The sequence below is a fragment of the Sulfitobacter sp. DSM 110093 genome, assembly GCF_022788715.1.
Classification (GTDB): Bacteria; Pseudomonadota; Alphaproteobacteria; order Rhodobacterales; family Rhodobacteraceae; genus Sulfitobacter.
Map to the genome: position 1 here is coordinate 1,049,940 of NZ_CP085167.1, position 20,179 is coordinate 1,070,118.

Here is a 20,179-nt window from a genome sequence, read left to right on the forward strand (position 1 = left end):
GCCAACCGGCCTCAGCGCGGGGTGAGAAGGGGGGATCAGAGCGCATTCAGCGCATTGGCACGGGCGGCGGCCATGTCATCGTCCGAAAGGCCAAGCGCGGTTTCGATGGCGACAAGTTGGATTTCCTCATCATCATTGCGCGCGCCATCCGACAGGGCCACCTGCCACATCGCCTCACCCAATGCTTTGCGGTCGGCATAGTCGACCTCTTCGCGGAGGATGCGAGTGAACTCAGGCGTGCCGGGGGCGTCGCGCTCCAGTGCTTCGCAGGTGGCACGCAGCTTTGCGGCCTCAATCGGTTTCAATCCAAATGTCTGCGCCAGAATGCGGTCGATCTGGCCGATCTCAGAGGCGCGGTAGTTGCGATCCGCAAAGGCCACACGCACCAAAAGCGCGCCCAGTGCCAGTTGGGCATTGGGCTGCGGTAAAGGTTTCGGCTGTGCCTTGCGGCGGGGGAACAGTCGGTTCAGCATGGGGCTCACTTATCGCAGGAAACAGGATTGCCAAAGGGGAAACTGCGCGTGAGGCGCGCTGGTTCCTGCAATGGTCCGCATGGATCTAGCTGTCATAGCCTTCGACGATCACCAAAGACCCATCAGCCACGTTCAGGCGGATGTCTTTCGCGCGCTGGTAGCCGGGGCTTTCGTAGCAAGCGACCGCGTCGGCATAGCTGTCGAATTCCAAGACAACAGTGCGGGCGCGCATCTGGCCTTCGCGGACCTGCTGGGTGCCGCCCCGCACGAGGAAACGCGCGCCATAATCCGCAAAAGGTTTGGCATTGGCGGCGCGGTATTTATCATAAATCGCGGTGTCGTGGATATCCATGGTGGCGATCCAATAGCCCTTTGGCATCTGTTATCTCTCCTGTTGGGTCAAAGTGGCGAAACGGGTGGTGAGGTTCTGCGCCTCAGTTTCCAGTCCGTAGGGGGGATTGATCACGAACATGCCCGAGCCGACCATGCCATGACCGGGGCGCGATGGCGGGAAGCGCACTTCGTGGCGCAGCGCATCGGGGTGGTTGGCGGTGAGCGTGTCGAGCATGGGTACATGTGCGCGGTTGGTCAGGATAGGATACCACAGGGCGATGATCCCCACGTTCCACGCGCGGCTAAGCTTCGCGATCTGGCGCGGGATGGTCTCGTAATCGGTCTTGATCTCATAGGAGGGATCAATCAGCAGCATCCCCCGGCGCGGTGTCGGCGGGGTAAGGGTAAAGGCCATCTCGAACCCGTCGCTGAGGTGACATTTCACCGGGTAGGGCGACATCGCCAGATCAAGGGCGCTGTGTTCCTGCGGGTGCAACTCGGCCAGATGGATGCGGTCATCGGGGCGCAGCAGTTTTGCGGCCAGCAGCGGAGAGCCGGGATAGGCGCGGGGGCCGTGGGTCTCGCGCAGGTCTTGCAGCACTTGGGAATAGGGGTGATCGGGGGCGAACCAATCGGCCACCTTGTCGATGCCCTGCCGCGCTTCGCCGGTCTTTTTCGCCGCCGCGTCCGACAGGTCATAGAGCGCCCTGCCTGCGTGGGTTTCCAGATAGGTAAGCGGTTTGTCCTTGCGGGTGAGGTACGACAGCATCCTTGCCAGCAGCGCGTGTTTCTGTACGTCTGCAAGGTTCCCGGCGTGGTAGATGTGTTGATAGCTGAGCATGGTCTAGCTGTAGCGGAGTGGTTGGCGGGTGCAACGCGAAAGAGTGGAGAGGGCCATCGCCTACCCGTCGCACCATAGCTGCGCCGAATGAATGAAGGCACGCCTACGGCGCGGCGGGCGGGCAGGCTATGGCCCGGCGCCTGCGGTTTGATTTCGGGCCTTTTAGTGGCTGCCGGGCAAAAAAAAAAGTCCCGGCGCATAACGCTCGGGCCTTTCAAATTAAAATGGGAAGGGTTCAAACCAACCGCGACACATCCTTCGCCGCCCGCACAAAATCTTTGAACAAGGGGTGCGGATCGAAGGGCTTGGACTTCAGCTCAGGGTGGAACTGGACGCCAATGAACCACGGGTGATCCGTCCATTCAACGATCTCTGGCAGCTTGCCATCCGGTGACATGCCTGAGAATTTCAGCCCAGCTTTCTCCAGCTGGTCTTTGTACGCGATATCAACCTCATAGCGGTGGCGGTGACGCTCATCAATCGTGGTGGTGCCATAGGCTTCGGCCACGCGCGACCCTTCGACCAGCGTCGCGTCATAGGCACCCAGACGCATGGTGCCGCCCTTATCGTCGTCCACTTTGCGCGCGACTTTGTGGTTGCCTTGCACCCATTCTTTCAGGTGATAAACCACTGGCTCGAACCGCTTTTTCCCGGCTTCATGGTCAAATTCTTCGGAGCCTGCGGTTTTCAGGCCCGCGACATTCCGCGCGGCTTCGATCACCGCCATCTGCATACCAAGGCAGATACCCAGATAGGGCACTTTGTGTTCACGCGCATATTTCGCCGCTTTGATTTTGCCTTCGGTGCCGCGTTCGCCAAAGCCGCCGGGGACAAGGATCGCGTGGAAACCTTCGAGATAGGGACCGGCGTCTTCGCTGTCGAAAATCTCGGCGTCGACCCATTCGACCTTTACCTTGACCCGGTTCGCCATGCCGCCGTGTGTCAGCGCCTCGGCGATGGATTTATAGGCGTCTTCAAGTTGGGTGTATTTGCCAACGATCGCCACCTTCACTTCGCCTTCAGGGTTGTAGATGCGGTCGGCCACATCTTCCCAACGTGACAGGTTTGGCTTGGGGGCCGGGGTGATCTGGAAGGCATCCAGCACCGCTTGATCCAATCCCTCGCGGTGATAGGCAAGCGGCGCTTCGTAGATTGATTTCAGGTCCTGCGCAGCAATCACGCTATCGGGGCGTACATTGCAGAACAGCGCCAGCTTCTCGCGCTCTTTCGCGGGGATCGGCCCTTCGGAACGGCAGACCAGAATGTCGGGCGCGATACCGATAGAGCGCAGTTCCTTGACCGAGTGTTGTGTCGGCTTGGTCTTCAACTCGCCGCTGGCCTTAACGAAGGGCAGCAACGTGAGGTGCATAAAGATACATTGACCACGTGGCTTGTCTTGGCTGAACTGACGGATCGCTTCAAAGAAGGGCAGACCTTCGATATCGCCCACGGTGCCGCCGATTTCACAAAGCATGAAATCGACCTCGTCATCACCAATGTCGATGAAGTCTTTGATTTCGTTGGTCACATGCGGGATGACCTGAATGGTTTTGCCTAGGTAATCGCCCCGGCGTTCCTTCTCCAGCACGGTGGAGTAGACGCGGCCCGAGCTAATGCTATCGGTCTTGCGGGCGGCGACGCCAGTGAAGCGTTCGTAGTGGCCCAGATCAAGGTCGGTTTCTGCGCCATCGTCTGTGACAAAAACTTCGCCATGCTCAAAGGGCGACATCGTGCCGGGATCGACGTTCAGATAAGGGTCCAGCTTGCGCAGACGTACCGAAAAGCCGCGTGCCTGAAGCAAAGCGCCTAAGGCCGCCGAGGCCAGCCCCTTGCCCAGAGACGAGACCACACCGCCGGTGATGAAAATATAGCGTGCCATGTGATCAGAGACCCCCGTGAATTCAAAGTTTGTAGCAGGCAAAAACCAACCAAACGCGCTGCAGAAAACCGCAGCCCACGGGATTTAAGCCTTACAGGATTCGGACATTCAAAGCAAGGCCCGCCGCAACATGATGTTGCAAACTCGGGCCGTGCCTCAAGGTTTTGTGTTCGTTAGGTTAATCGGCCGCAGGGACCAGCGGTGTGTCGCCATCCGCAGAAGGCGGCAGCAGATCATCGCCTGCGGGCAGGGCAGGGCTGCCATCTTGGTTCTGTGCGGGCGGTGTCGCGCTCAACCGGTCAATAACCGACGAGCCTGCCGATTTTTCAGCCGCGATGATGGTCAGCGTGATTGATGTTGCAATGAAACCAGCGGCGAGGATCCAAGTAATTTTGCCCAAAGCGGTTGCAGCCGAGCGGCCAGAAACAGCACCGCCGCCCCCACCGATGCCAAGGCCACCGCCCTCAGACCGTTGCAGCAGCACCACAGCAATCAGGCCAAGGGCCAGAATCAGGTGAATGATCAGAACGACATTTTCCATGGGCGAGACTGCTTTCGGTTTTGGTTGGCGGGTATCTATTCGTCTTTGCCCATGGGGGCAAGGGTGGATTGCCGCGCGGCGGCGATCGGATTGGATAGGGGGCAGCGCGGGCGCCGACAGACAAAGACCGCCGCATGGGGGCGACGGTCTTTTGAAGCGGTACTCAACCACAATATGTAAGAGGGCTATCCTGGAATTAAGGTGGTGCAGACTCGCCTCGTAAAGATACCATAACATAAAACGGCACCAAATTCGCCTGTATTGTTTGCAGGGAAAAGAATGGATTGTGCGTTTTCGGCGATAGACAGCCGATCACGGCTCGGGCAATCTGCCGTCATGCCACATGATCGCTCAGACCACGACCATCCCCATGCGCTGCTGCCGCCTGAACCCGCGCTTAGGGTCAAGGCGCTTGAGACACTGCTGACGCGCAAGGGGCTGATCGACCCCGCTGCGCTGGATGAGATCATCGACACCTACGAAAACCGCATCGGCCCGCGCAACGGGGCCGAGGTCGTCGCCCGCACGTGGAGCGATCCTGACTTTCGCGCGGCGCTGCTTGAGGATGCGACCGCCGTGGTAGCAGAGATGGGTTTTTTCGGGCGGCAGGGCGAGCATATGGTCGCGGTCGAAAATACAGACGAGGTGCATAATATCGTCGTTTGCACCCTATGCAGTTGCTATCCTTGGCCGCTGTTGGGCATCCCGCCCGGCTGGTATAAATCCGACGCTTACCGCGCCCGCGTGGTGCGTGAGCCGCGCAAGGTGCTGACAGAGTTTGGCGTCGAACTGCCCGAAGAGACCGCCGTGCGGGTCTGGGACTCGACCGCCGAGGTTCGCTATCTGGTCATTCCGCAGCGCCCTGCTGGCAGCGAAGGGCTGGATGTTGATGCGCTGAGTGATCTCGTCACCCGCGACAGTATGATCGGTACCGGATTGGCCAAAGCGCCATGACCCGCGTACATGACATGGGCGGGCGTTTCGGCGATGGCACAGTGACGCCCGAGGATGAAGACGTGATCTTTCACGCCGATTGGCACCCACGCGCCTTGGCGCTGACCTTGGCTACCGGCGCATTGGGCAAATGGAATATTGATGTCTCGCGCCATGCGCGGGAATGCCTGTCACCGACTGATTATGCGCGATTCACCTATTACGAGAAATGGATCGCAGGCGTGGCCGATATGCTGGTCGCGCGTGGGGTGGTCACACGTGAGGAACTCGCGGGCTCGGCTGACCCTACGTCAAGCCCGCTGGCCGAAAAGACGCTTAAAGCGCCGCAGGTTGCAGGGGTGCTGGCACGTGGCGGCCCGGCGGATCGACCATCTGATATTGTACCGCTCTTCGCGCCCGGCGATGCTGTCGTCACCCGTAAACAGCCCGAAAACACTATCGTTCCCGGTGGCCATACCCGGTTGCCCGCTTATGCCGCGGGAGCAAAAGGGCGGGTGCTGCGCCTTCATGGCACACATGTTTTGCCTGATAGCAACGCCCATGATCTGGGCGAGGCGCCCGAGCCGCTTTATGCCGTGGCCTTCCCGGCCAGCGAACTCTGGGCGCATCCCGAAAATCCACGTGATGAGGTCGTTCTCGATCTGTGGCAAAGCTATCTGGAAACCACATGAGCGCCCCGGAACCGGCCTTTGAAGCGCCTTGGCATGCGCAGCTATTCGCGCTGACGGTGCATCTGAACGAGAGTGGCCTTTTCGACTGGCCCTTTTGGGCCGACCGGTTTGGCGCGAAACTTGCCCGGCACGGGCTGGCGCGCGAACTGAACGGTGGAGAAGACTACTTCAACGCTTGGCTGGAAACCCTCGAAACCCTGCTGATTGATGCAGGCCACGCCCGTCCCGGCGATCTACGCGCCCTACGCGACGGGTGGGAGACCGCCTATCTCAGCACCCCGCATGGCGATCCGGTGCATTTGAACGATCCACAGAGCGGCTAAATCCCCTCGCTGGCGCTAAGCGCGTTTTTCGAGTTTCACACGCCTGCCACTGTCGCTATACGGGCGCGGGACATCGCAAAGGAATATATCATGGCCAATGTCGTCGTTGTCGGCGCCCAATGGGGTGACGAGGGAAAAGGCAAGATCGTTGACTGGCTCAGCGAACGCGCAGATGTGATCGCACGCTTTCAAGGCGGGCATAACGCGGGCCACACTCTGGTCATCGACGGCAAAGTTTACAAGCTGCACGCGCTGCCTTCGGGCGTGGTGCGCGGCGGTAAGCTGTCTGTCATTGGCAATGGCGTGGTGCTGGACCCGTGGCACCTGTTGAAAGAGATCGAGACGATCGAAGGGCAGGGCGTTGAAATCAATCCCGAGAACCTGATGATCGCGGAAAACACGCCGCTGATCCTGCCGTTCCACGGCGAACTTGACCGCGCCCGCGAAGAAGCGGCCAGCAAGGGCACCAAGATCGGCACCACCGGTCGCGGCATCGGCCCCTGTTACGAAGATAAAGTGGGCCGCCGCGCCATCCGCGTGGCCGATCTGGCGGACCCTGCGACCCTGGAAGCCCGCGTTGACCGGGCGCTGCAGCACCATGATCCGCTGCGCAAAGGTTTGGGCGTTGAAGCCATCGACCGCGACGCGCTGATTGCGCAACTGCAGGAAATCGCTCCGAAAATTCTGCCTTTCGCCGCACCCGTTTGGAAAGTGCTGGCCGAAAAGCGCAAAGCGGGCAAACGCATCCTCTTCGAAGGTGCACAGGGCGCGCTGCTGGACATCGACTTTGGCACCTATCCCTTCGTCACGTCGTCGAATGTGATCGCGGGGCAGGCGGCGACCGGCGTGGGCCTTGGCCCCACCGCCATCGATTATGTGCTGGGAATCGTCAAAGCCTATACCACACGCGTCGGCGAAGGCCCGTTCCCGACCGAATTGGAAGACGCCGACGGCCAGCGTTTGGGTGAGCGGGGCCATGAGTTCGGCACCACCACCGGGCGCAAGCGCCGTTGCGGTTGGTTCGACGCTGCTCTGCTGCGGCAGACCTGCGCGACTTCGGGCATCACCGGCATTTGCCTGACCAAGCTTGACGTTCTCGATGGGTTCGAGACGCTGAAAGTTTGCGTGGGCTATGATCTGGACGGCGAACGGCTCGACTATCTGCCGACCGCCGCCGAACAGCAGACGCGCTGCGTGCCGATCTACGAAGAACTGCCGGGCTGGTCCGAATCGACCGAGGGCGCGCGCAGCTGGGCCGATCTGCCCGCCAATGCGATCAAATATGTGCGCCGGGTCGAAGAGTTGATCCAATGCCCCGTCGCACTCGTCTCCACCTCTCCCGAGCGGGAGGACACCATTCTGGTGACCGACCCTTTCGCGGATTGATCTGATGGCGCTGAGCTACAAAGCACGTCGCCGTTGGGCGCTGGTGATCCTGCTGATCGGGCTGCCAAGCTATATCGCGGTGGCGGTCTGGACGGTGGCCCAATTCGACCGCCCGCCGGTGCTGCTTGAGCTTGGCATCTATGTCGTCCTTGGCATCGTTTGGGCGCTGCCGTTCAAATTTGTCTTTAAGGGCATTGGACAGGCGGACCCGGATGCGGGCGACGATCAGTAACACCTAATAAAAAAGCGCCCCTCGGGGCGCTTTTTCGTATCTGCACTATGGCCGGGGCTTAACCCACGGCGCGGTGATCGGGGCGGTAGCCGATCTCATCCGAAACGGTGAACCGCCCACCTTTGATCTTTTCGATCTTGCCCGCGCGGAGCAGCTGACCGAAAGAGCGCAGCCCGTCTTCGCGGGTGAAGTCCGGCAGACCGACCGAGCGCACCTTGCCCATCAGTTGTGGGCGCGAGAATTGATCACGACCCTCGACAAAAGACATATATGACGCCGCCGCTTCGAGCAGTTCGGGCAGTTTGGTGGCACCCATGTCGGCGGCAAAATCGGCAAAGCTTTCGGCATCGGGGTTGGCCTTAACCGGCTCGACCACTGCGGCCACACGGCGCGGACGCACGGGGCCAGCGCTGCGCAGTTTGTCTACGTCGATGCGCTGCTCGGCCACCAGTTTCAGCGGGGCGGGGCGGGCATCGCTTGAGGGACGCTCAGTCCGCACAGGGCGGCTAACCGGACGGCGCGGGCGGACCACATCGGCCAGATCTTCGCGGTAAGCGTCGTCCGAGGTTTCGGTCGTAGCCCGGCCCCCCATGGCCTCGTCTGCCTTTTTCGCAGCGACGGCGGCACGCAGATGGGCAAAAGCATCGCGGCGCGTGGTGCTCTCTGCCTCGCCCATTTTGTTGTCAGTTTCTGCCATCAGGCGCGACATGTCCGGGCCGGCTTCATCGTCGATAGTAGGCAGGCTGTGACGTGCGGCTTGGGCAGGCTCAACTTCTCCCTCGGCCAGTTCGGGTGCGTCTTCGGCCGCTGCCGCGGGGGCAATATCTTCTGCTGCTGCCTCGGCAGGCTCTGCTTGCTCGGCCAACTCAATCTCTGCGGCAGGCGCGAAATCTTCCTCCTCAGCGAGCGACACCTCTTCCTCAGCCATTTCGACCTCTGGCTTAGGCGTCTCTTCCACTTGCAAGGGGGCGGCACCACCAAGTTCGGCTTCCAAAGCTGCCAACTCACGGGCCAATTCATCTTCGTCTTCGTCAGAAAGGGTCGAACTGCGTTTCTCTTCTGCTTTTGCGGCAGGGGCTTCCGTTGGTGTCTCGACAGAGACTTCTTCCAGATCGCCACGCGCCACGGCGGCTTCAAGGTCCGCACGTTTGACTTTGATTACCCGGCCTTGGCGGGGCAGATCGGCAGCGTCGATTTCCGGTGTGATTTCGGCGTCTGCGTCAAAGAGGCTATCGTCAGTCTCAACGGATTCAACTTCATCTTCCTCACCGGCATCAAGACGGTTGAGGATGTCGGCAAGATCGTCGTCTTCCTCTTCAACATCAGCTTCGGCCATTTGCGTGGCTTCGTCGGCGTCCAGCGCATCTTCGATGTCACGGCGGGCGGCGGCGATGGCGGCTTGGTTGTCTTCGGCCTCCGCACGGGGGGCGGCTGCGGCAGATGCTACGTCCGGAGTGGCGGCGGCCTTTTCCTCGTCATAGCCCGCTGCGTCGTCCTCGTCCTGCTGGGCGACAACGGCGCGAATGCGTTGCAGTTTGGCGGCGATGCTGTCGGCAGGTGCCGCATTTGCTGCCGGAATTTCTTCTGCCGTGGCAGTCTGCGCTTCGTCCTCGTAATGGGACTGCGGCTGCGGGCTGGCGGCAAAGAATGCTTCCGCATCGTTGGCATCATCATTGTCTGTTGTGGGCGCCGGTGCTGCAGCGACAGGGGCCGCCGCAGGGGCAGGCTCGGTCATCATGGCGGTGTCTGCGATCTCGGCTTCGGGCGCAGCAGGCGTTGCAACAGCGGCAGTATCGGCAATCTCAGCCTTGAGCGGGGCCGGTGCTTCTTGCTGTGTTGGCGCTGGCTCTGCACTGCGGGGCGCTTCGGGCGTCGTGGCTTCGGCCTGCACAGAGGCGGTATCAGCCGCAGGAGCTTGGGCTTGCGCTTCGGCGCTGTGATCTTCCAGCGCGCTCAGCACGATCTTGCCTTCCTGCTCGCGGGCCTGAACCCGGCGGGAAACCTCTTTTTGGGCGATCCGCGCCAGCATGTCGGCGTCGGGCTGCGGCGGTTCGGCACCGAAGTAGCGGTCATCCGAGGCCAGGTCGCGGAAATATTCGGCAATGGCCTTCATGGTGCCAAAGGAATCGTCGAAGCCTTCCAGCGTGCACGAAAAAGTGCCATAGGAGACCGTCAAGATTTTGTTGCTGTTCATCATCGGATGCTCGTCCTCTGCGGTGTTGCAGATATTGTTTACCACGATGTCCAAGACCAAAGCGGCTCGAATCTGTGCCATTCAACGTATGATTTCAAGGCAAGATTAAGGCAGATTTCCAAAAGGGGCGTTAATTGACCACTACAGACTACATAGTTCGGGACAGCGGTCCAGTCACGTTGATCGGTGGTGGGGAGGTCTTTGAAGGGGATCTGGAGGCAGCGTTGGCATTGGCCCCAACCTGTGTCGCGGCCGACAGCGGTGCCGCGCTGGCCGTGGCGGCGGGGGTGCCATTGACGGCTCTTATCGGCGATCTGGATTCCACACCGGCTGAGGTATTGGCGCAGGTGCCATCCGAGCGGTGCCACCGGATTACCGAACAAGAGAGCACAGATTTCGAAAAGGCGCTCACCCGGATCAACGCGCCATTGGTCTTGGGAGTTGGTTTTACCGGGGCGCGGGTGGACCACCAGTTGGCGGCTTTTAATACGCTTGCGGCCCATCCGCATCTGCCTTGCATTTTGCTGGGCGCACAGGAGATCGTGCTGCTGGCACCGCCCCAGATCACGCTGCCCACGGCGGCGGGGGATGTGGTGTCCCTTATGCCGCTGGCCCCGGTTCAGGGGCGCAGCGTTGGATTGGAATGGCCGATTGACGGGTTGGACTTTGCCCCCGGAGGACGAATTGGGACGTCTAACCGCGCCTTGGGGCCGGTAAAGCTTGAGATTTCAGGGCCGGATATGTTGCTGATCCTGCCGCGCCGCCTTATGGCGCCACTGGCGGCGCAATTGCTGCGGCCAGTGCACGTGCCGTGGCCCGCTCGCGCATAATCACATAAAGACCCGCACCGACGGTGATCAGGATGCCCAAGCCCGCCAAAGGGTTTGGCAAATCGGAAAAGATGAGCAACCCCAGCAGTGTGGCGAAAGGGATCTCAAGATATTGCATCGGAGCCAGCGTGGCCGATGGGGCAAAGCGCAAGGACCATGTCATCAACAAATGGGCGATGGTGCCGAGAATCCCAATGCCCAGCAGGAGGGTCCAATCCACTGCATCGGGCCGGATGATCTGTAGCGGTGCGATGTCGGTTGCAGAGCCAAGAGCGAGTAGAGGTAGGATGATCAATACCGCCATCACGCCGCTGACGGCCTGAAGGCTGATCGGGTCGGTTTGTTTTGCGATCTGGCGGGTGACCAGCATGAAAAATGAAAAGACCACCGCCACCATGATGGGCAGCAGTGCAGGCCATCCGACATTAACGAAACTGGGCTGAACGATAAGAAGCGTGCCGAGAAATCCAACGATGCTGGCGCCCAGACGACGAGAACCGACTTCTTCCTTCAGGATAAACTTGCCGAGCAGCAGCATGATAAAAGGCATGACAAAGGCAATGGCAACGGCATCGGCCAAAGGGAGATACTTGAGTGCTGTGAACATCGCAGCGATACCCGCGATGTGCAGGATGGTTCGCAGAAGGGTAAGCCAGAGTACGCGCCCCCGCATGCGCCACGCGCGACCTGATGCCCAGACGAAAGGTATAAGGATCAGCGCTTGAACGGCAAAACGGATAAGCACGACCTGCCCAAGCGGGACCGAAGCGCCAAGCAGTTTGGCCACCGCATCGCCCACGGGGGCTAGAATGCAAAAACCCATCATGAGGGCTATTCCGACGAGAGGGCGATCCTGCTGCATTGAAATACGCTACGGAAGATCGCCGCTGGGTGCAATCTTTGGTTGTAATTATCTGCCCACCTATCGCGGCATCTAGGCAGAGGCAGAGGCAGAGGCAGAGGCAGAGGCAGAGGCAGAGGCAGAGGCAGAGGCAGAGGCGAGTGTTAATCTGCGCCGCGCAGCTAGGCCGCTGGGCGGCTTAAATTTACTCGATTCCGTCCGTGAGACTTCGCAGAATAGAGCGCCCGGTCTGCCTGCGCCATTAGGGCTTCTGGCGAGAGCGGATTACCGTCATCACCACTCGGCCCGATAGAGAGGCCAATGCTGATCGTGACATGCACTGGCAGTGGCGTTCCGGGCACGACGAAACCGCGATTGCCAATATCGGCGCAAATATCTGCGGCGGCCGATTCCGCATCGGAGAAATTTGTGCCGGGCATCACGATAAGAAACTCCTCTCCTCCGATCCTCGCGACAAGGTCCATCCCGCGCAGATTGTTGCGCAGCCGTTCCGCGGTTTGCACCAATACCGAATCCCCAGCCGCATGACCGTAGCGGTCATTGATGCCTTTAAAGTGATCCAGATCGGCGACCATCACCGCAAAGGGCCGCGCCGTTTCAAAGGCGTGCTCTGCAATGCGGCGAAGGTGGGGGAGGGCATAGCGGCGGTTGTGCAGCCCCGTGAGCGGATCAAATACCGCAGCTTTCAGCCCGGTACGCACCATATCGCGCAACTGGTCCGTCATGCGTTTGCGGCTCAGAACTGCATGTAGGCGCAGGACCATTTCGGCTGTGTTGAAGCCGTCGGTCATTATGTCGTCGGCGCCCAGATCAAGTGCGGTGGCCGCCTGTGCGGTGTCAGGGGCCAGTTGAACCACCAATAAACCAGCATAGCGGGTCTGAGCATTGGCACGCAGCGCCGAGATCAGCCGCAGTGCCGCCGTGGCGCTATTGGACTCTGTGGGCAAAACCAAAACGAAAGCATCAGGTGGCATATTGCTGGATGTCGCGCGAATGGCCTCTTCGGTGTTGGCAAGCGTCAACCGCGCGTCCAATAAAGGGCGTAGTTGGTTGGCCCAGTTCACGCAGGTTGTGTTGTCTGAATGGATCAGCACACAATGGCTGCGGGCCGTGAATTCTGCCGCAGGTTCCGCCAGACCAAGCGCGCGGGTGGTTTCATCACGCATTTCCCATTCGTCCGCTGCATTGCGGGCGCGGATCAGACTGCGCGCTCGGCCCAGCAGCAATGTTGAATCGAGCGGCTTTAACAGCACATCACTTGCCCCCGCTTCCAGCGCAGCGAGCCTGTCTATTGATTGGTCCCCGTTCCCGATGGCCAAGACCGGAAGCTGCGCGGTATCGGCAGAGGCCCTTAAGGCTTCGCATAGATCGGCGGCCCCGCCACCGGGCAGGGTTAGCGCGCAGATCACAAGGTCAGGCGGGTTGTCCTGTACAGCGGCCAAGGCCTGCTGCATATCTTCGGCCTGAACGACCTGATAATATGCCGCACAAAGCTTGACCTTTAGGGCGATGCGATTGGTCGCAATCGCATCTGCAATAAGGATGGTCCCTTGCACGACAACTCCTTCACCGTACAAATCAGTTTGATGACATAGTTTTTGGTCCCTAAAGGTTAACAAAGGGTTTCCACTCTACTGCGGAAGACGGTTCACATGTCCTACACTCAAGACACCGCCGAGACCTTAGCGCTTCAAGCGCTTGCTTGGTTGGCGGCCAATGACGATTTGTTGCCCGTGTTCCTAGGCAGCACCGGCGCCTCGGAGGCTGATCTGAAAACTCAGGCCAGCGACCCTATCTTTCTAGGGGCAGTGCTTGATTTTCTGATGATGGATGATGCTTGGGTTATCGGCTTTTGCGATCACCTCGCCATTTCCTATGAGCGGATCATGCAAGCCCGCGCAGCCCTGCCCGGCGGGGAGCAGGTGCATTGGACTTAAAACACATTAAGGGTCTGCTGTTCGACAAGGATGGCACCTTGTTCGACTTTGCCGCGACGTGGGAACCATGGGCCGAAGCCTTCCTGCTGCGCGCCTGCAACGGGGATCGCAGCTTTGCCACGCGGGTCGGTGCGGACATCGGCTTTGATTTCGCCCCGCGCCGTTTTGCCCGCGACAGTATCGCCATCGCTGGCACACCTCAGCAGGTTGTCCAAGCTCTGGCCCCGCATTTCCCTGCTCAAACGCCTTCGGCTTTGCTAGAGATGGTTAATATGGAGGCCGGCCGCGCACCACAGCGCGAAGCGGTACCACTCAGGCCGTTCCTACAGCGACTTCGCGATCAGGGGCTTCACCTTGGCGTTGCCACCAACGATGCAGAGCATCCCGCGCGGGCGCATCTGGTAGCGGCTGGGGTGAATGATATGTTCGATTTTATCGCGGGTTTCGATACCGGCCACGGGGGCAAGCCCTCTCCGGGTCAGTTGCACGCCTTTGCGGCCCATGTGAACTTGCCCGAAAGTACCATCGCAATGATCGGAGATAGTGTTCACGATCTCGAAGCGGCACGTGTGGCGGGGATGCTGCGCGTGGCTGTCCTGACCGGTCCCGCCACTGCCGAAGAGCTTGCTCTGCACGCAGATATCGTGCTGCCAGACATTGGGCATTTGCTGGGCTATCTAACTTGAGCGCGGCACATCCGTCTCAAGCCGTGATCTCGCGTACGCCTTCAAGTACCCGGTCTTCTAGTTCATCCCCATGCAGGACCGAAATATCGCCCGTCGTCTCAAGCACGACTGCGCGTACGTCTGAAAATCGCATGGCATTAGCCTCGCGCAACTTGGCTATCAGATCGGCGCGGGCCACGCGGGTTTCGCGCAGGGCGTCGTCAGAAATCTGCCCATCACGCATCAGGATCACAGGTTCATTCTGCACGGTCTGTTCAAACCGATCAGACGCTTGCCGCCCACGTGCGATTACAAACTGCGCACCGAGCAGGGCCGAAATTGCCAGCGTAGGCTGCGCAAATTCCGGCCACGTCGTTGCCTGACAGGCCCCGGCAAGCAGAGAACCGGTCGCGACAGTTGCGACAAAATCAAAGGCAGTCATTTTCGAAAAGGTGCGTAAACCGATAACGCGCACGACAAATATCACCCAGATCAACGCGATAGAAGAAAGCAACAGCGCGCGGGCGACAATATCGAGTGGAACATTCTCAAAAAACATCAGCTTTTCCTTTCGCGTAGCGCGGTGCCGCGCTGGATAAAGAACCGCCCCAAGAGCACCACCATGGCCATTGCGATAAGACCGAGGTAACGCTCGTATATTCCGTCGATCCCCGTGGGAAGAAAGAAGAACGGAGGTGCGGATACCAGCCAGATCAGTGAAATGCCCTTCATCGCTTTCGCAACAACGGGCGAGATATTGGCAAACCCATTGGACAGCATCCAAGGGACGGTCAGCATGATCAGCCCAAGCGCGTAGACCAGATAGATATGGATTACCACGCCATCAGAATCGCGATCTCCGTATTCGTTTCTTGCGCCGACCAGAAAGACGATGAGCCCAAGGAGAGCGAGACCAATTGTTCCACTGCTCCACCACGCCCCGCCGAAATGCACATGAGCGCATAGCAAGGCGCAGGCAATCAGAGCGGCGGAGAAGGCATAGATGCCGATGTCGACGATGAACTCATACCGACCTGCGCCCAGATCGCTGATCGTATCTGCCATCCAATCATGATCTGGCACCACGAAATCTGCGATCAGGATCGAGACGGTGAAAACCACGCAGCCAAGGATCGCAACCCAGCCAAGGCATACTATAAACCCCGGCGCGCTGTGCGGCCGGGGTGCCGTGACGTTGTTGCTCATCTGGTGAAACTCATCTTGGGTGCTTTGTTGTTGATGCATCCTGTGATGCGGTCAGGCGAAAGTTGTTAATCTGAAAGCCGCGAGCGTTCTTCGGCATTGGGGCTGCCCGCGGGGGCTTCGTCCAACGTGGCCTCTGGGCGGTGCAGGTCTTCTTGGGGCTTTTTGGGTGGTGTCTTGTTTTCGTCTTTGGGGTGTTTGGGATCATCACTCATGGGAACTTCTCCATCGCTGTGCATTGAGGAAAGACACTGTGCTAACCTTAACCATCAAACGCTTCTTTGATCGCCCCGGTTCCGCGCAAATGGCCTGCCAACGCAAAGCAATTTCCGAACAACTGGAATTATCAGGCCAATCTTAACCACTGCACCCGCATTCTAGCTGCGGGAAAAATGGGAATGAGGCAGTCATGCACGGGCTTATAAACCGCAGCATTCAAAACTACTTTTGTGCCAACTATGGCCATGCGCTTTGGTCCGCTGTGGCCACGCGGGCCGGGTTGGGTTTCACCGAGTTCGAGGCGATGCTGACCTATCCGGATCATGTCACGCCAGCGGTTCTTGATGCGGTTTGCACCGTGTTAGAGCGGCCCCGCGCGGAGGTGATGGAGGATGTCGGCACCTTCCTTGTGGCGCAACGGGGCTATGCGGCCGTGCGGCGATTGCTGCGATTTGGCGGGGTAAGTTTTCGCGACTTTCTGCAATCTTTAGATGAGCTGCCAGACCGCACGCGCCTTGCGTTGTCAGAGCTTCGATTGCCTGGGATCGAGTTGCGCGAAGAACCCGATGGTCAGTATTTGTTGATCTGTGAGGCGCCGCTTGTCGGCTATGGCTATCTGATGATGGGGGTCTTGCGGGCCATGGCGGACGACTATGGTGCGCTGGTGCTGCTAGAGCATTGCGGGCGATCTGACGGGATGGAAACCCTCAAAATCATCCTCGTTGAGGCGGACTTTTCGGAAGGTCGCAGCTTCGAACTTGGGGCGCGGGCATGAGTGGGGCGATCCACGATACGGAGGTATTAGACAGGCTTTGCCCAATGCATCTGCTCTTGTCCTCAACGGGGTTGATCCGTCACGCGGGGCCGACGATACAGAAGTTACGGCCGCAGTCACCGCTAGCCGGGAAGTTGTTTCTGGATACGGTCACCGTCAAACGACCCCGCACGATGCGCGGAATGGACGATCTGCGGCGTGCGTCCGGCGTGAAACTCCATCTGGCTTTCCGCGATGCTCCCCGGACTGAGTTAAAAGGCCTGCTTGTGCCGCTGGACGATGGCCGAACCATTGTGAACCTCTCATTTGGGATCTCTATTTTTGACGGGGTGCAGGATTACGCGCTGACCAACGCAGACTTCGCGGCGACCGATCTGGCGATTGAGATGCTTTATCTTATGGAAGCGAAATCAGCCGCGATGGAAGCCTCCCGTCGCTTGAACCTGCGCTTAGAAGAGGCGCGCATTGCGGCGGAGGAGCAGGCCTTTACCGACCTATTGACCGGTCTAAAGAACCGCCGTGCGCTGAACGCGGTGCTGGAACGGCTGATTGCGGCGGGGGAAGGGTTTGCCGTGATGCACATTGACCTTGATCATTTCAAAGCGGTGAATGACAGCCTTGGCCATGCCGCTGGCGATCATGTTTTGCAGGTGGTCGCTCGGATTATGGTGCAAGAGACCCGCAGCTCCGACATGGTGGTCCGTCTGGGAGGGGATGAGTTCACTGTGGTCCTACCCGATGTGCGCAGTGAAAATGTGTTGGAGCAGATCGGGCAGCGCATCATCGACCGATTGGAAGAGCCTATCCATTTCAAAGGTGAGGTCTGCAATGTCTCTGCCAGCATTGGCACGGTCTGGGTCCAGCGCGGCGACATGCCTTCACGCGATGGGGTTTTGGCCAATGCGGATACTGCGCTTTATGCCTCAAAACATGCAGGCCGTGCACGGCACACTTTCTATAGCCCGGCATTGCTGGGGGGCGCAGGCTTCGATCCTACCGCTTCTGATTAAGAGGGGGGCATGCGGCAGCTAATCGCTTGGTGAGACTTTGCGCGGGCGTGATTTGGCATGGGGGTAGTAGACCGGACAGGATCGCTGTCGTATCACCTCAGCATGAAATCGCCCTTGCATCTGTTCCGCCGCCTGCGGCAACGCCTGAAAGACGCCCGCCGCCGCGCGCGCTTTGTCGCCTCTTTGCAGCATCTGCATGGGCCTACCAAACTTGATGTGGCGCCGGGTGACGTGGTGTTGATCGCCTTGGTGCGGGACGGCAGCTATTACCTCGATGCGTTCTTTCGCCACTACCGTGCGATGGGCGTGCGGCATTTTGTATTTATCGACAATGGCTCTCGTGATGACACAATCGCCCGGATCAAGGCGCAGAAGGGCACGATAATAGACCGCAGCGCCCTGCCACTTGCACAATACGAAGACTTGATCCGGCAGTACCCGGCGCAGACCTATGGGCAAAACCGCTGGTGTCTTTATGTCGATATGGACGAAATCTTTGATTTCGAAGGGCGCTCTCAAATCGGTATAAGGGGGCTAACCGCCTATCTTGAGCAGCAGGGCTATACCGCCTTGGCGGCTCAGATGCTTGAGATGTTTCCCAAGAACACCCTCGCCGCTGCGGCTGGGCTGCCCTACAAACAGGCGCTGCAAGCCTTCCTCTACTACGACATCAGTGCCGTGCGCAAAGTCGACTACCATAGTTCAGACATAGAGTTTTCGACCCTGCTGACCAACAATGACCTGTCCAACGATGCTGTGAAATTTGCCTTTGGTGGGGTGCGCGGCAAGGTGTTTGGGGAAGATTGCTGCCTGACCAAACACCCGCTTATTTTCAACGGGCCAGAGGTCACTCCCGCTCCGCATCCGCATCTTTCCAGCGGGCTGCGTGTGGCGGATATGACGGCGGTGATAAAGCATTATAAATTCGCCAATGACCCCGTCACCCGGGATGCGGCGACGCTGGCCTCGGGCGATGTGGCTCATAACGAAGACGCACGGCGCATGGCGGTGATTGGGCAGAACCCCGATGTCTCGCTCTTTTCATTGGATGCGCGGCGTTGGAACCGGGTTGAACTTTTGTACCGCGCTGGGTTTCTGGTGCCGTCCGAGGCCTATAGCGCCCATGTCGCCACTTGGCGTGACGAAAGCGCCGCATGAGCATCGGTGCCGTTGTCATCGGCCGCAACGAAGGTGCGCGTTTGGAGCGGTCTTTGCAGGCACTGATGGGGCAGGTGGCGCAGGTGGTTTATGTCGATAGCGGTTCAACCGACGGCTCTGTCGCCATGGCGCACGGGCTCGGGGCTGAGGTGGTTGAACTGGACATGCAACAGCCGTTTACCGCCGCGCGGGCACGCAATGCAGGCGTCGCGGCGCTGGAGGAGGGCATCACGCTGGTGCAATTCCTTGATGGCGATTGCATCTTGCAGGCAGGCTGGCTGGAAGCGGCAGAGGCGCATTTAGATGCCCATCCGCAAATCGCTGTGGTTTGCGGCAGGCGGCGCGAGGAATGCCCCCAAGCGTCGATATATAACACGCTGATTGACCGCGAATGGGATACGCCGGTGGGAGAGGCCCAAGCCTGCGGCGGTGACGCCCTGATGCGCCTGCACGCGCTGCGCACTGTCGGCGGCTACCGGGCAGAGATGATTGCCGGGGAAGAGCCAGAGCTTTGCCAACGTCTGCGCCGGGCGAGCTGGCAGATATGGCGTTTGGATGCAGAAATGACATGGCATGACGCGCAGATCACGCGGTTCGGCCAGTGGTGGCGGCGCAGCTTGCGCGCCGGGCATGCCTTTGCCGAAGGAGCCGCGCTTCATGGTGCTGGCCCTGATCGCCATTGGGTGGCCGAGACACGCCGCGCCCTGCTCTGGGGGGCGCTTTTGCCTGCGGTGATCGTGTTGTTGGCGCTGCTGATGCCTTGGGCTGCGCTTATTCTGGCCCTGCTCTATCCTATGCAACTATTGCGGTTGATCCGGCGGGGCGGGACGGCTTGGGCGGTGTTCACTCTGCTGGGAAAATTCCCCGAGGCTTTGGGCGTTGTGAAATACCATATGCGGCGCGATGGGCGGATTATCGAATACCGCTGACGCCTAGCGCATCCGCCATGCATCAAACGTGAGCCGAGGTAGGATTGCAAAACAGCGCGCATAACGCGGCACCATTCGGAGCGGGCTTTGCAGTGTGCGCCACAGCCATTCCAAAGACAGCATCCGCATCCACTTTGGCGCACGCCGCTGCCGTCTAGCAAGGAAATCCAACCCAGCCCCGACAGAAGCAAACCCCACCCCCGATGCGATCTCGCGCCCCCGCGCGGCGAGGATCTCTTGCTTGGGCGCGCCAAGCGCCAAAAAGCACAGCCGCGCACCGCTTTTCGCAATCTCACGCAAGGCAGCATCGGCCTCAAGGCTTGAGGGGGCAAATCCCATTGGTGGCGCTGTGATGTGACAAATTTCAAGGCCCGGCACCCGGGCTTGCAGCACTCGGGCGGCGCCGTTGAGCGCGCTTTGGTCACTGCCGAAAAAGGCGATGGGCAGCGATAGGTCCGCTGCCAGTTCACATAGCGGCAGGATCAGATCAGAGCCGGGCATCAACTCCACCGGCTGCCTTGCTAGCTGCGACAGCCAGACTATGGGGCGGCCATCCGCAACAATCAAGTCCTGCGCGCTATATGCTGCAGCGAAGGTTGGGTCGCTTGGCAGTTTTGTCAGATGGTCGAGGTTCAGCGTCGCGAGCGCGAATCCGTCTCCCTTGTCAAAGCGTTTGCGCAGGGCCTGAAACAATACGGGCCTTGTTGCCACATTAACCACCACGGCAGCGTCGCCTTTGCCATACTTCATAGCGCTTCTCGCCA

At 59.6% G+C, this 20,179-nt stretch carries 24 protein-coding genes; 12 read left to right on the top strand and 12 right to left on the bottom strand.

Annotated elements, in window-relative coordinates; all coding sequences use genetic code 11:
- Nucleotides 1–35 precede the first annotated feature (35 nt).
- The 5 genes from DSM110093_RS05140 to secG form a co-directional block, all read right to left on the bottom strand.
- The gene (locus tag DSM110093_RS05140) at nt 36–473 is read right to left on the bottom strand and encodes a TerB family tellurite resistance protein (protein ID WP_243266985.1); all 438 of its coding nucleotides are present in this window, start codon (nt 471–473) and stop codon (nt 36–38) included.
- Between the two features lie 85 nt (nt 474–558).
- On the bottom strand, nt 559–852 hold the full coding sequence (locus DSM110093_RS05145) for a DUF1330 domain-containing protein (protein WP_067627071.1): 294 nt from the start codon (nt 850–852) through the stop codon (nt 559–561).
- Nucleotides 853–855: 3 nt separating this feature from the next.
- The gene (gene rlmJ, locus DSM110093_RS05150; protein WP_243266986.1) at nt 856–1,647 is read right to left on the bottom strand and encodes a 23S rRNA (adenine(2030)-N(6))-methyltransferase RlmJ; all 792 of its coding nucleotides are present in this window, start codon (nt 1,645–1,647) and stop codon (nt 856–858) included.
- A gap of 235 nt (nt 1,648–1,882) precedes the next feature.
- A complete protein-coding gene (locus DSM110093_RS05155; RefSeq protein WP_243266987.1) occupies nt 1,883–3,526 on the bottom strand; it encodes a CTP synthase in 1,644 nt (547 codons plus the stop codon).
- Between the two features lie 178 nt (nt 3,527–3,704).
- Nucleotides 3,705–4,067 carry a preprotein translocase subunit SecG gene (gene secG, locus DSM110093_RS05160; RefSeq protein WP_243266988.1) on the bottom strand — a complete coding sequence of 121 codons (363 nt, stop codon included), beginning with the start codon at nt 4,065–4,067 and terminating at the stop codon, nt 3,705–3,707.
- A gap of 336 nt (nt 4,068–4,403) precedes the next feature.
- Between secG and nthA the strand changes: the two genes are divergently transcribed.
- The 5 genes from nthA (at nt 4,404) to DSM110093_RS05185 (ending at nt 7,633) form a co-directional block, all read left to right on the top strand.
- Entirely contained in the window at nt 4,404–5,021 is a 618-nt protein-coding gene (nthA, locus tag DSM110093_RS05165; RefSeq protein ID WP_243266989.1) for a nitrile hydratase subunit alpha, read from the top strand.
- Nucleotides 5,018–5,692 (top strand): nitrile hydratase subunit beta, encoded by a 675-nt coding sequence (gene nthB / locus DSM110093_RS05170; protein ID WP_243266990.1) that lies wholly within the window; start codon nt 5,018–5,020, stop codon nt 5,690–5,692. Before nthA ends, nthB begins: the two co-directional genes overlap by 4 nt.
- A complete protein-coding gene (locus tag DSM110093_RS05175; protein ID WP_243266991.1) occupies nt 5,689–6,015 on the top strand; it encodes a nitrile hydratase accessory protein in 327 nt (108 codons plus the stop codon). Before nthB ends, DSM110093_RS05175 begins: the two co-directional genes overlap by 4 nt.
- Before the next feature lie 90 nt (nt 6,016–6,105).
- Nucleotides 6,106–7,401 (top strand): adenylosuccinate synthase, encoded by a 1,296-nt coding sequence (locus DSM110093_RS05180; protein ID WP_243266992.1) that lies wholly within the window; start codon nt 6,106–6,108, stop codon nt 7,399–7,401.
- Between the two features lie 4 nt (nt 7,402–7,405).
- A complete protein-coding gene (locus DSM110093_RS05185) occupies nt 7,406–7,633 on the top strand; it encodes a DUF2842 domain-containing protein (RefSeq protein WP_243266993.1) in 228 nt (75 codons plus the stop codon).
- A gap of 58 nt (nt 7,634–7,691) precedes the next feature.
- Here DSM110093_RS05185 and DSM110093_RS05190 read toward each other — a convergent pair whose 3' ends face one another.
- On the bottom strand, nt 7,692–9,908 hold the full coding sequence (locus DSM110093_RS05190; protein WP_243266994.1) for a hypothetical protein: 2,217 nt from the start codon (nt 9,906–9,908) through the stop codon (nt 7,692–7,694).
- A 53-nt stretch (nt 9,909–9,961) separates the two neighbouring features.
- Here DSM110093_RS05190 and DSM110093_RS05195 point away from each other — a divergent pair, with 53 nt between their 5' ends.
- Nucleotides 9,962–10,657 carry a thiamine pyrophosphokinase gene (locus DSM110093_RS05195; RefSeq protein ID WP_243266995.1) on the top strand — a complete coding sequence of 232 codons (696 nt, stop codon included), beginning with the start codon at nt 9,962–9,964 and terminating at the stop codon, nt 10,655–10,657.
- Here DSM110093_RS05195 and DSM110093_RS05200 read toward each other — a convergent pair.
- Together DSM110093_RS05200 and DSM110093_RS05205 are read right to left on the bottom strand one after the other, a co-directional pair.
- Entirely contained in the window at nt 10,593–11,519 is a 927-nt protein-coding gene (locus DSM110093_RS05200) for a DMT family transporter (RefSeq protein WP_243266996.1), read from the bottom strand. The genes DSM110093_RS05195 and DSM110093_RS05200 overlap by 65 nt on opposite strands.
- Before the next feature lie 161 nt (nt 11,520–11,680).
- Nucleotides 11,681–13,075, bottom strand: a complete 1,395-nt coding sequence (locus DSM110093_RS05205; protein ID WP_243266997.1) for a diguanylate cyclase — start codon at nt 13,073–13,075, stop codon at nt 11,681–11,683.
- Nucleotides 13,076–13,171: 96 nt separating this feature from the next.
- Here DSM110093_RS05205 and DSM110093_RS05210 point away from each other — a divergent pair, with 96 nt between their 5' ends.
- Both DSM110093_RS05210 and DSM110093_RS05215 read left to right on the top strand, forming a co-directional pair.
- Entirely contained in the window at nt 13,172–13,456 is a 285-nt protein-coding gene (locus DSM110093_RS05210; protein ID WP_093926739.1) for a DUF3572 domain-containing protein, read from the top strand.
- Nucleotides 13,447–14,142, top strand: a complete 696-nt coding sequence (locus DSM110093_RS05215; protein WP_243266998.1) for an HAD family hydrolase — start codon at nt 13,447–13,449, stop codon at nt 14,140–14,142. Before DSM110093_RS05210 ends, DSM110093_RS05215 begins: the two co-directional genes overlap by 10 nt.
- A gap of 16 nt (nt 14,143–14,158) precedes the next feature.
- Here DSM110093_RS05215 and DSM110093_RS05220 read toward each other — a convergent pair whose 3' ends face one another.
- From DSM110093_RS05220 to DSM110093_RS05230, 3 genes are all read right to left on the bottom strand, one after another.
- Complete coding sequence (locus tag DSM110093_RS05220; protein ID WP_243266999.1) at nt 14,159–14,680, bottom strand: YetF domain-containing protein; 522 nt, start codon at nt 14,678–14,680, stop codon at nt 14,159–14,161.
- Nucleotides 14,680–15,327 (bottom strand): DUF998 domain-containing protein, encoded by a 648-nt coding sequence (locus tag DSM110093_RS05225; RefSeq protein ID WP_243267000.1) that lies wholly within the window; start codon nt 15,325–15,327, stop codon nt 14,680–14,682. The genes DSM110093_RS05220 and DSM110093_RS05225 overlap by 1 nt, the downstream gene beginning before the upstream one ends.
- A 65-nt stretch (nt 15,328–15,392) precedes the next feature.
- On the bottom strand, nt 15,393–15,539 hold the full coding sequence (locus DSM110093_RS05230) for a hypothetical protein (protein ID WP_156505607.1): 147 nt from the start codon (nt 15,537–15,539) through the stop codon (nt 15,393–15,395).
- 194 nt (nt 15,540–15,733) lie between these two features.
- On the opposite strand from DSM110093_RS05230, the gene DSM110093_RS05235 reads away from it, so the two are divergent.
- From DSM110093_RS05235 to DSM110093_RS05250, 4 genes are all read left to right on the top strand, one after another.
- Nucleotides 15,734–16,318, top strand: coding sequence for a heme NO-binding domain-containing protein (locus DSM110093_RS05235; protein ID WP_243267001.1), 585 nt, complete (start codon nt 15,734–15,736; stop codon nt 16,316–16,318).
- A gap of 182 nt (nt 16,319–16,500) precedes the next feature.
- Nucleotides 16,501–17,328 carry a GGDEF domain-containing protein gene (locus DSM110093_RS05240; protein ID WP_347568635.1) on the top strand — a complete coding sequence of 276 codons (828 nt, stop codon included), beginning with the start codon at nt 16,501–16,503 and terminating at the stop codon, nt 17,326–17,328.
- Between the two features lie 57 nt (nt 17,329–17,385).
- On the top strand, nt 17,386–18,486 hold the full coding sequence (locus DSM110093_RS05245) for a glycosyltransferase family 2 protein (RefSeq protein WP_243267003.1): 1,101 nt from the start codon (nt 17,386–17,388) through the stop codon (nt 18,484–18,486).
- Nucleotides 18,483–19,415, top strand: coding sequence for a glycosyltransferase family 2 protein (locus DSM110093_RS05250; RefSeq protein WP_243267004.1), 933 nt, complete (start codon nt 18,483–18,485; stop codon nt 19,413–19,415). The genes DSM110093_RS05245 and DSM110093_RS05250 overlap by 4 nt, the downstream gene beginning before the upstream one ends.
- Before the next feature lie 3 nt (nt 19,416–19,418).
- On the opposite strand, the gene DSM110093_RS05255 is transcribed toward DSM110093_RS05250, so the two are convergent.
- On the bottom strand, nt 19,419–20,165 hold the full coding sequence (locus DSM110093_RS05255; protein WP_243267005.1) for a WecB/TagA/CpsF family glycosyltransferase: 747 nt from the start codon (nt 20,163–20,165) through the stop codon (nt 19,419–19,421).
- Nucleotides 20,166–20,179: the final 14 nt, after the last annotated feature.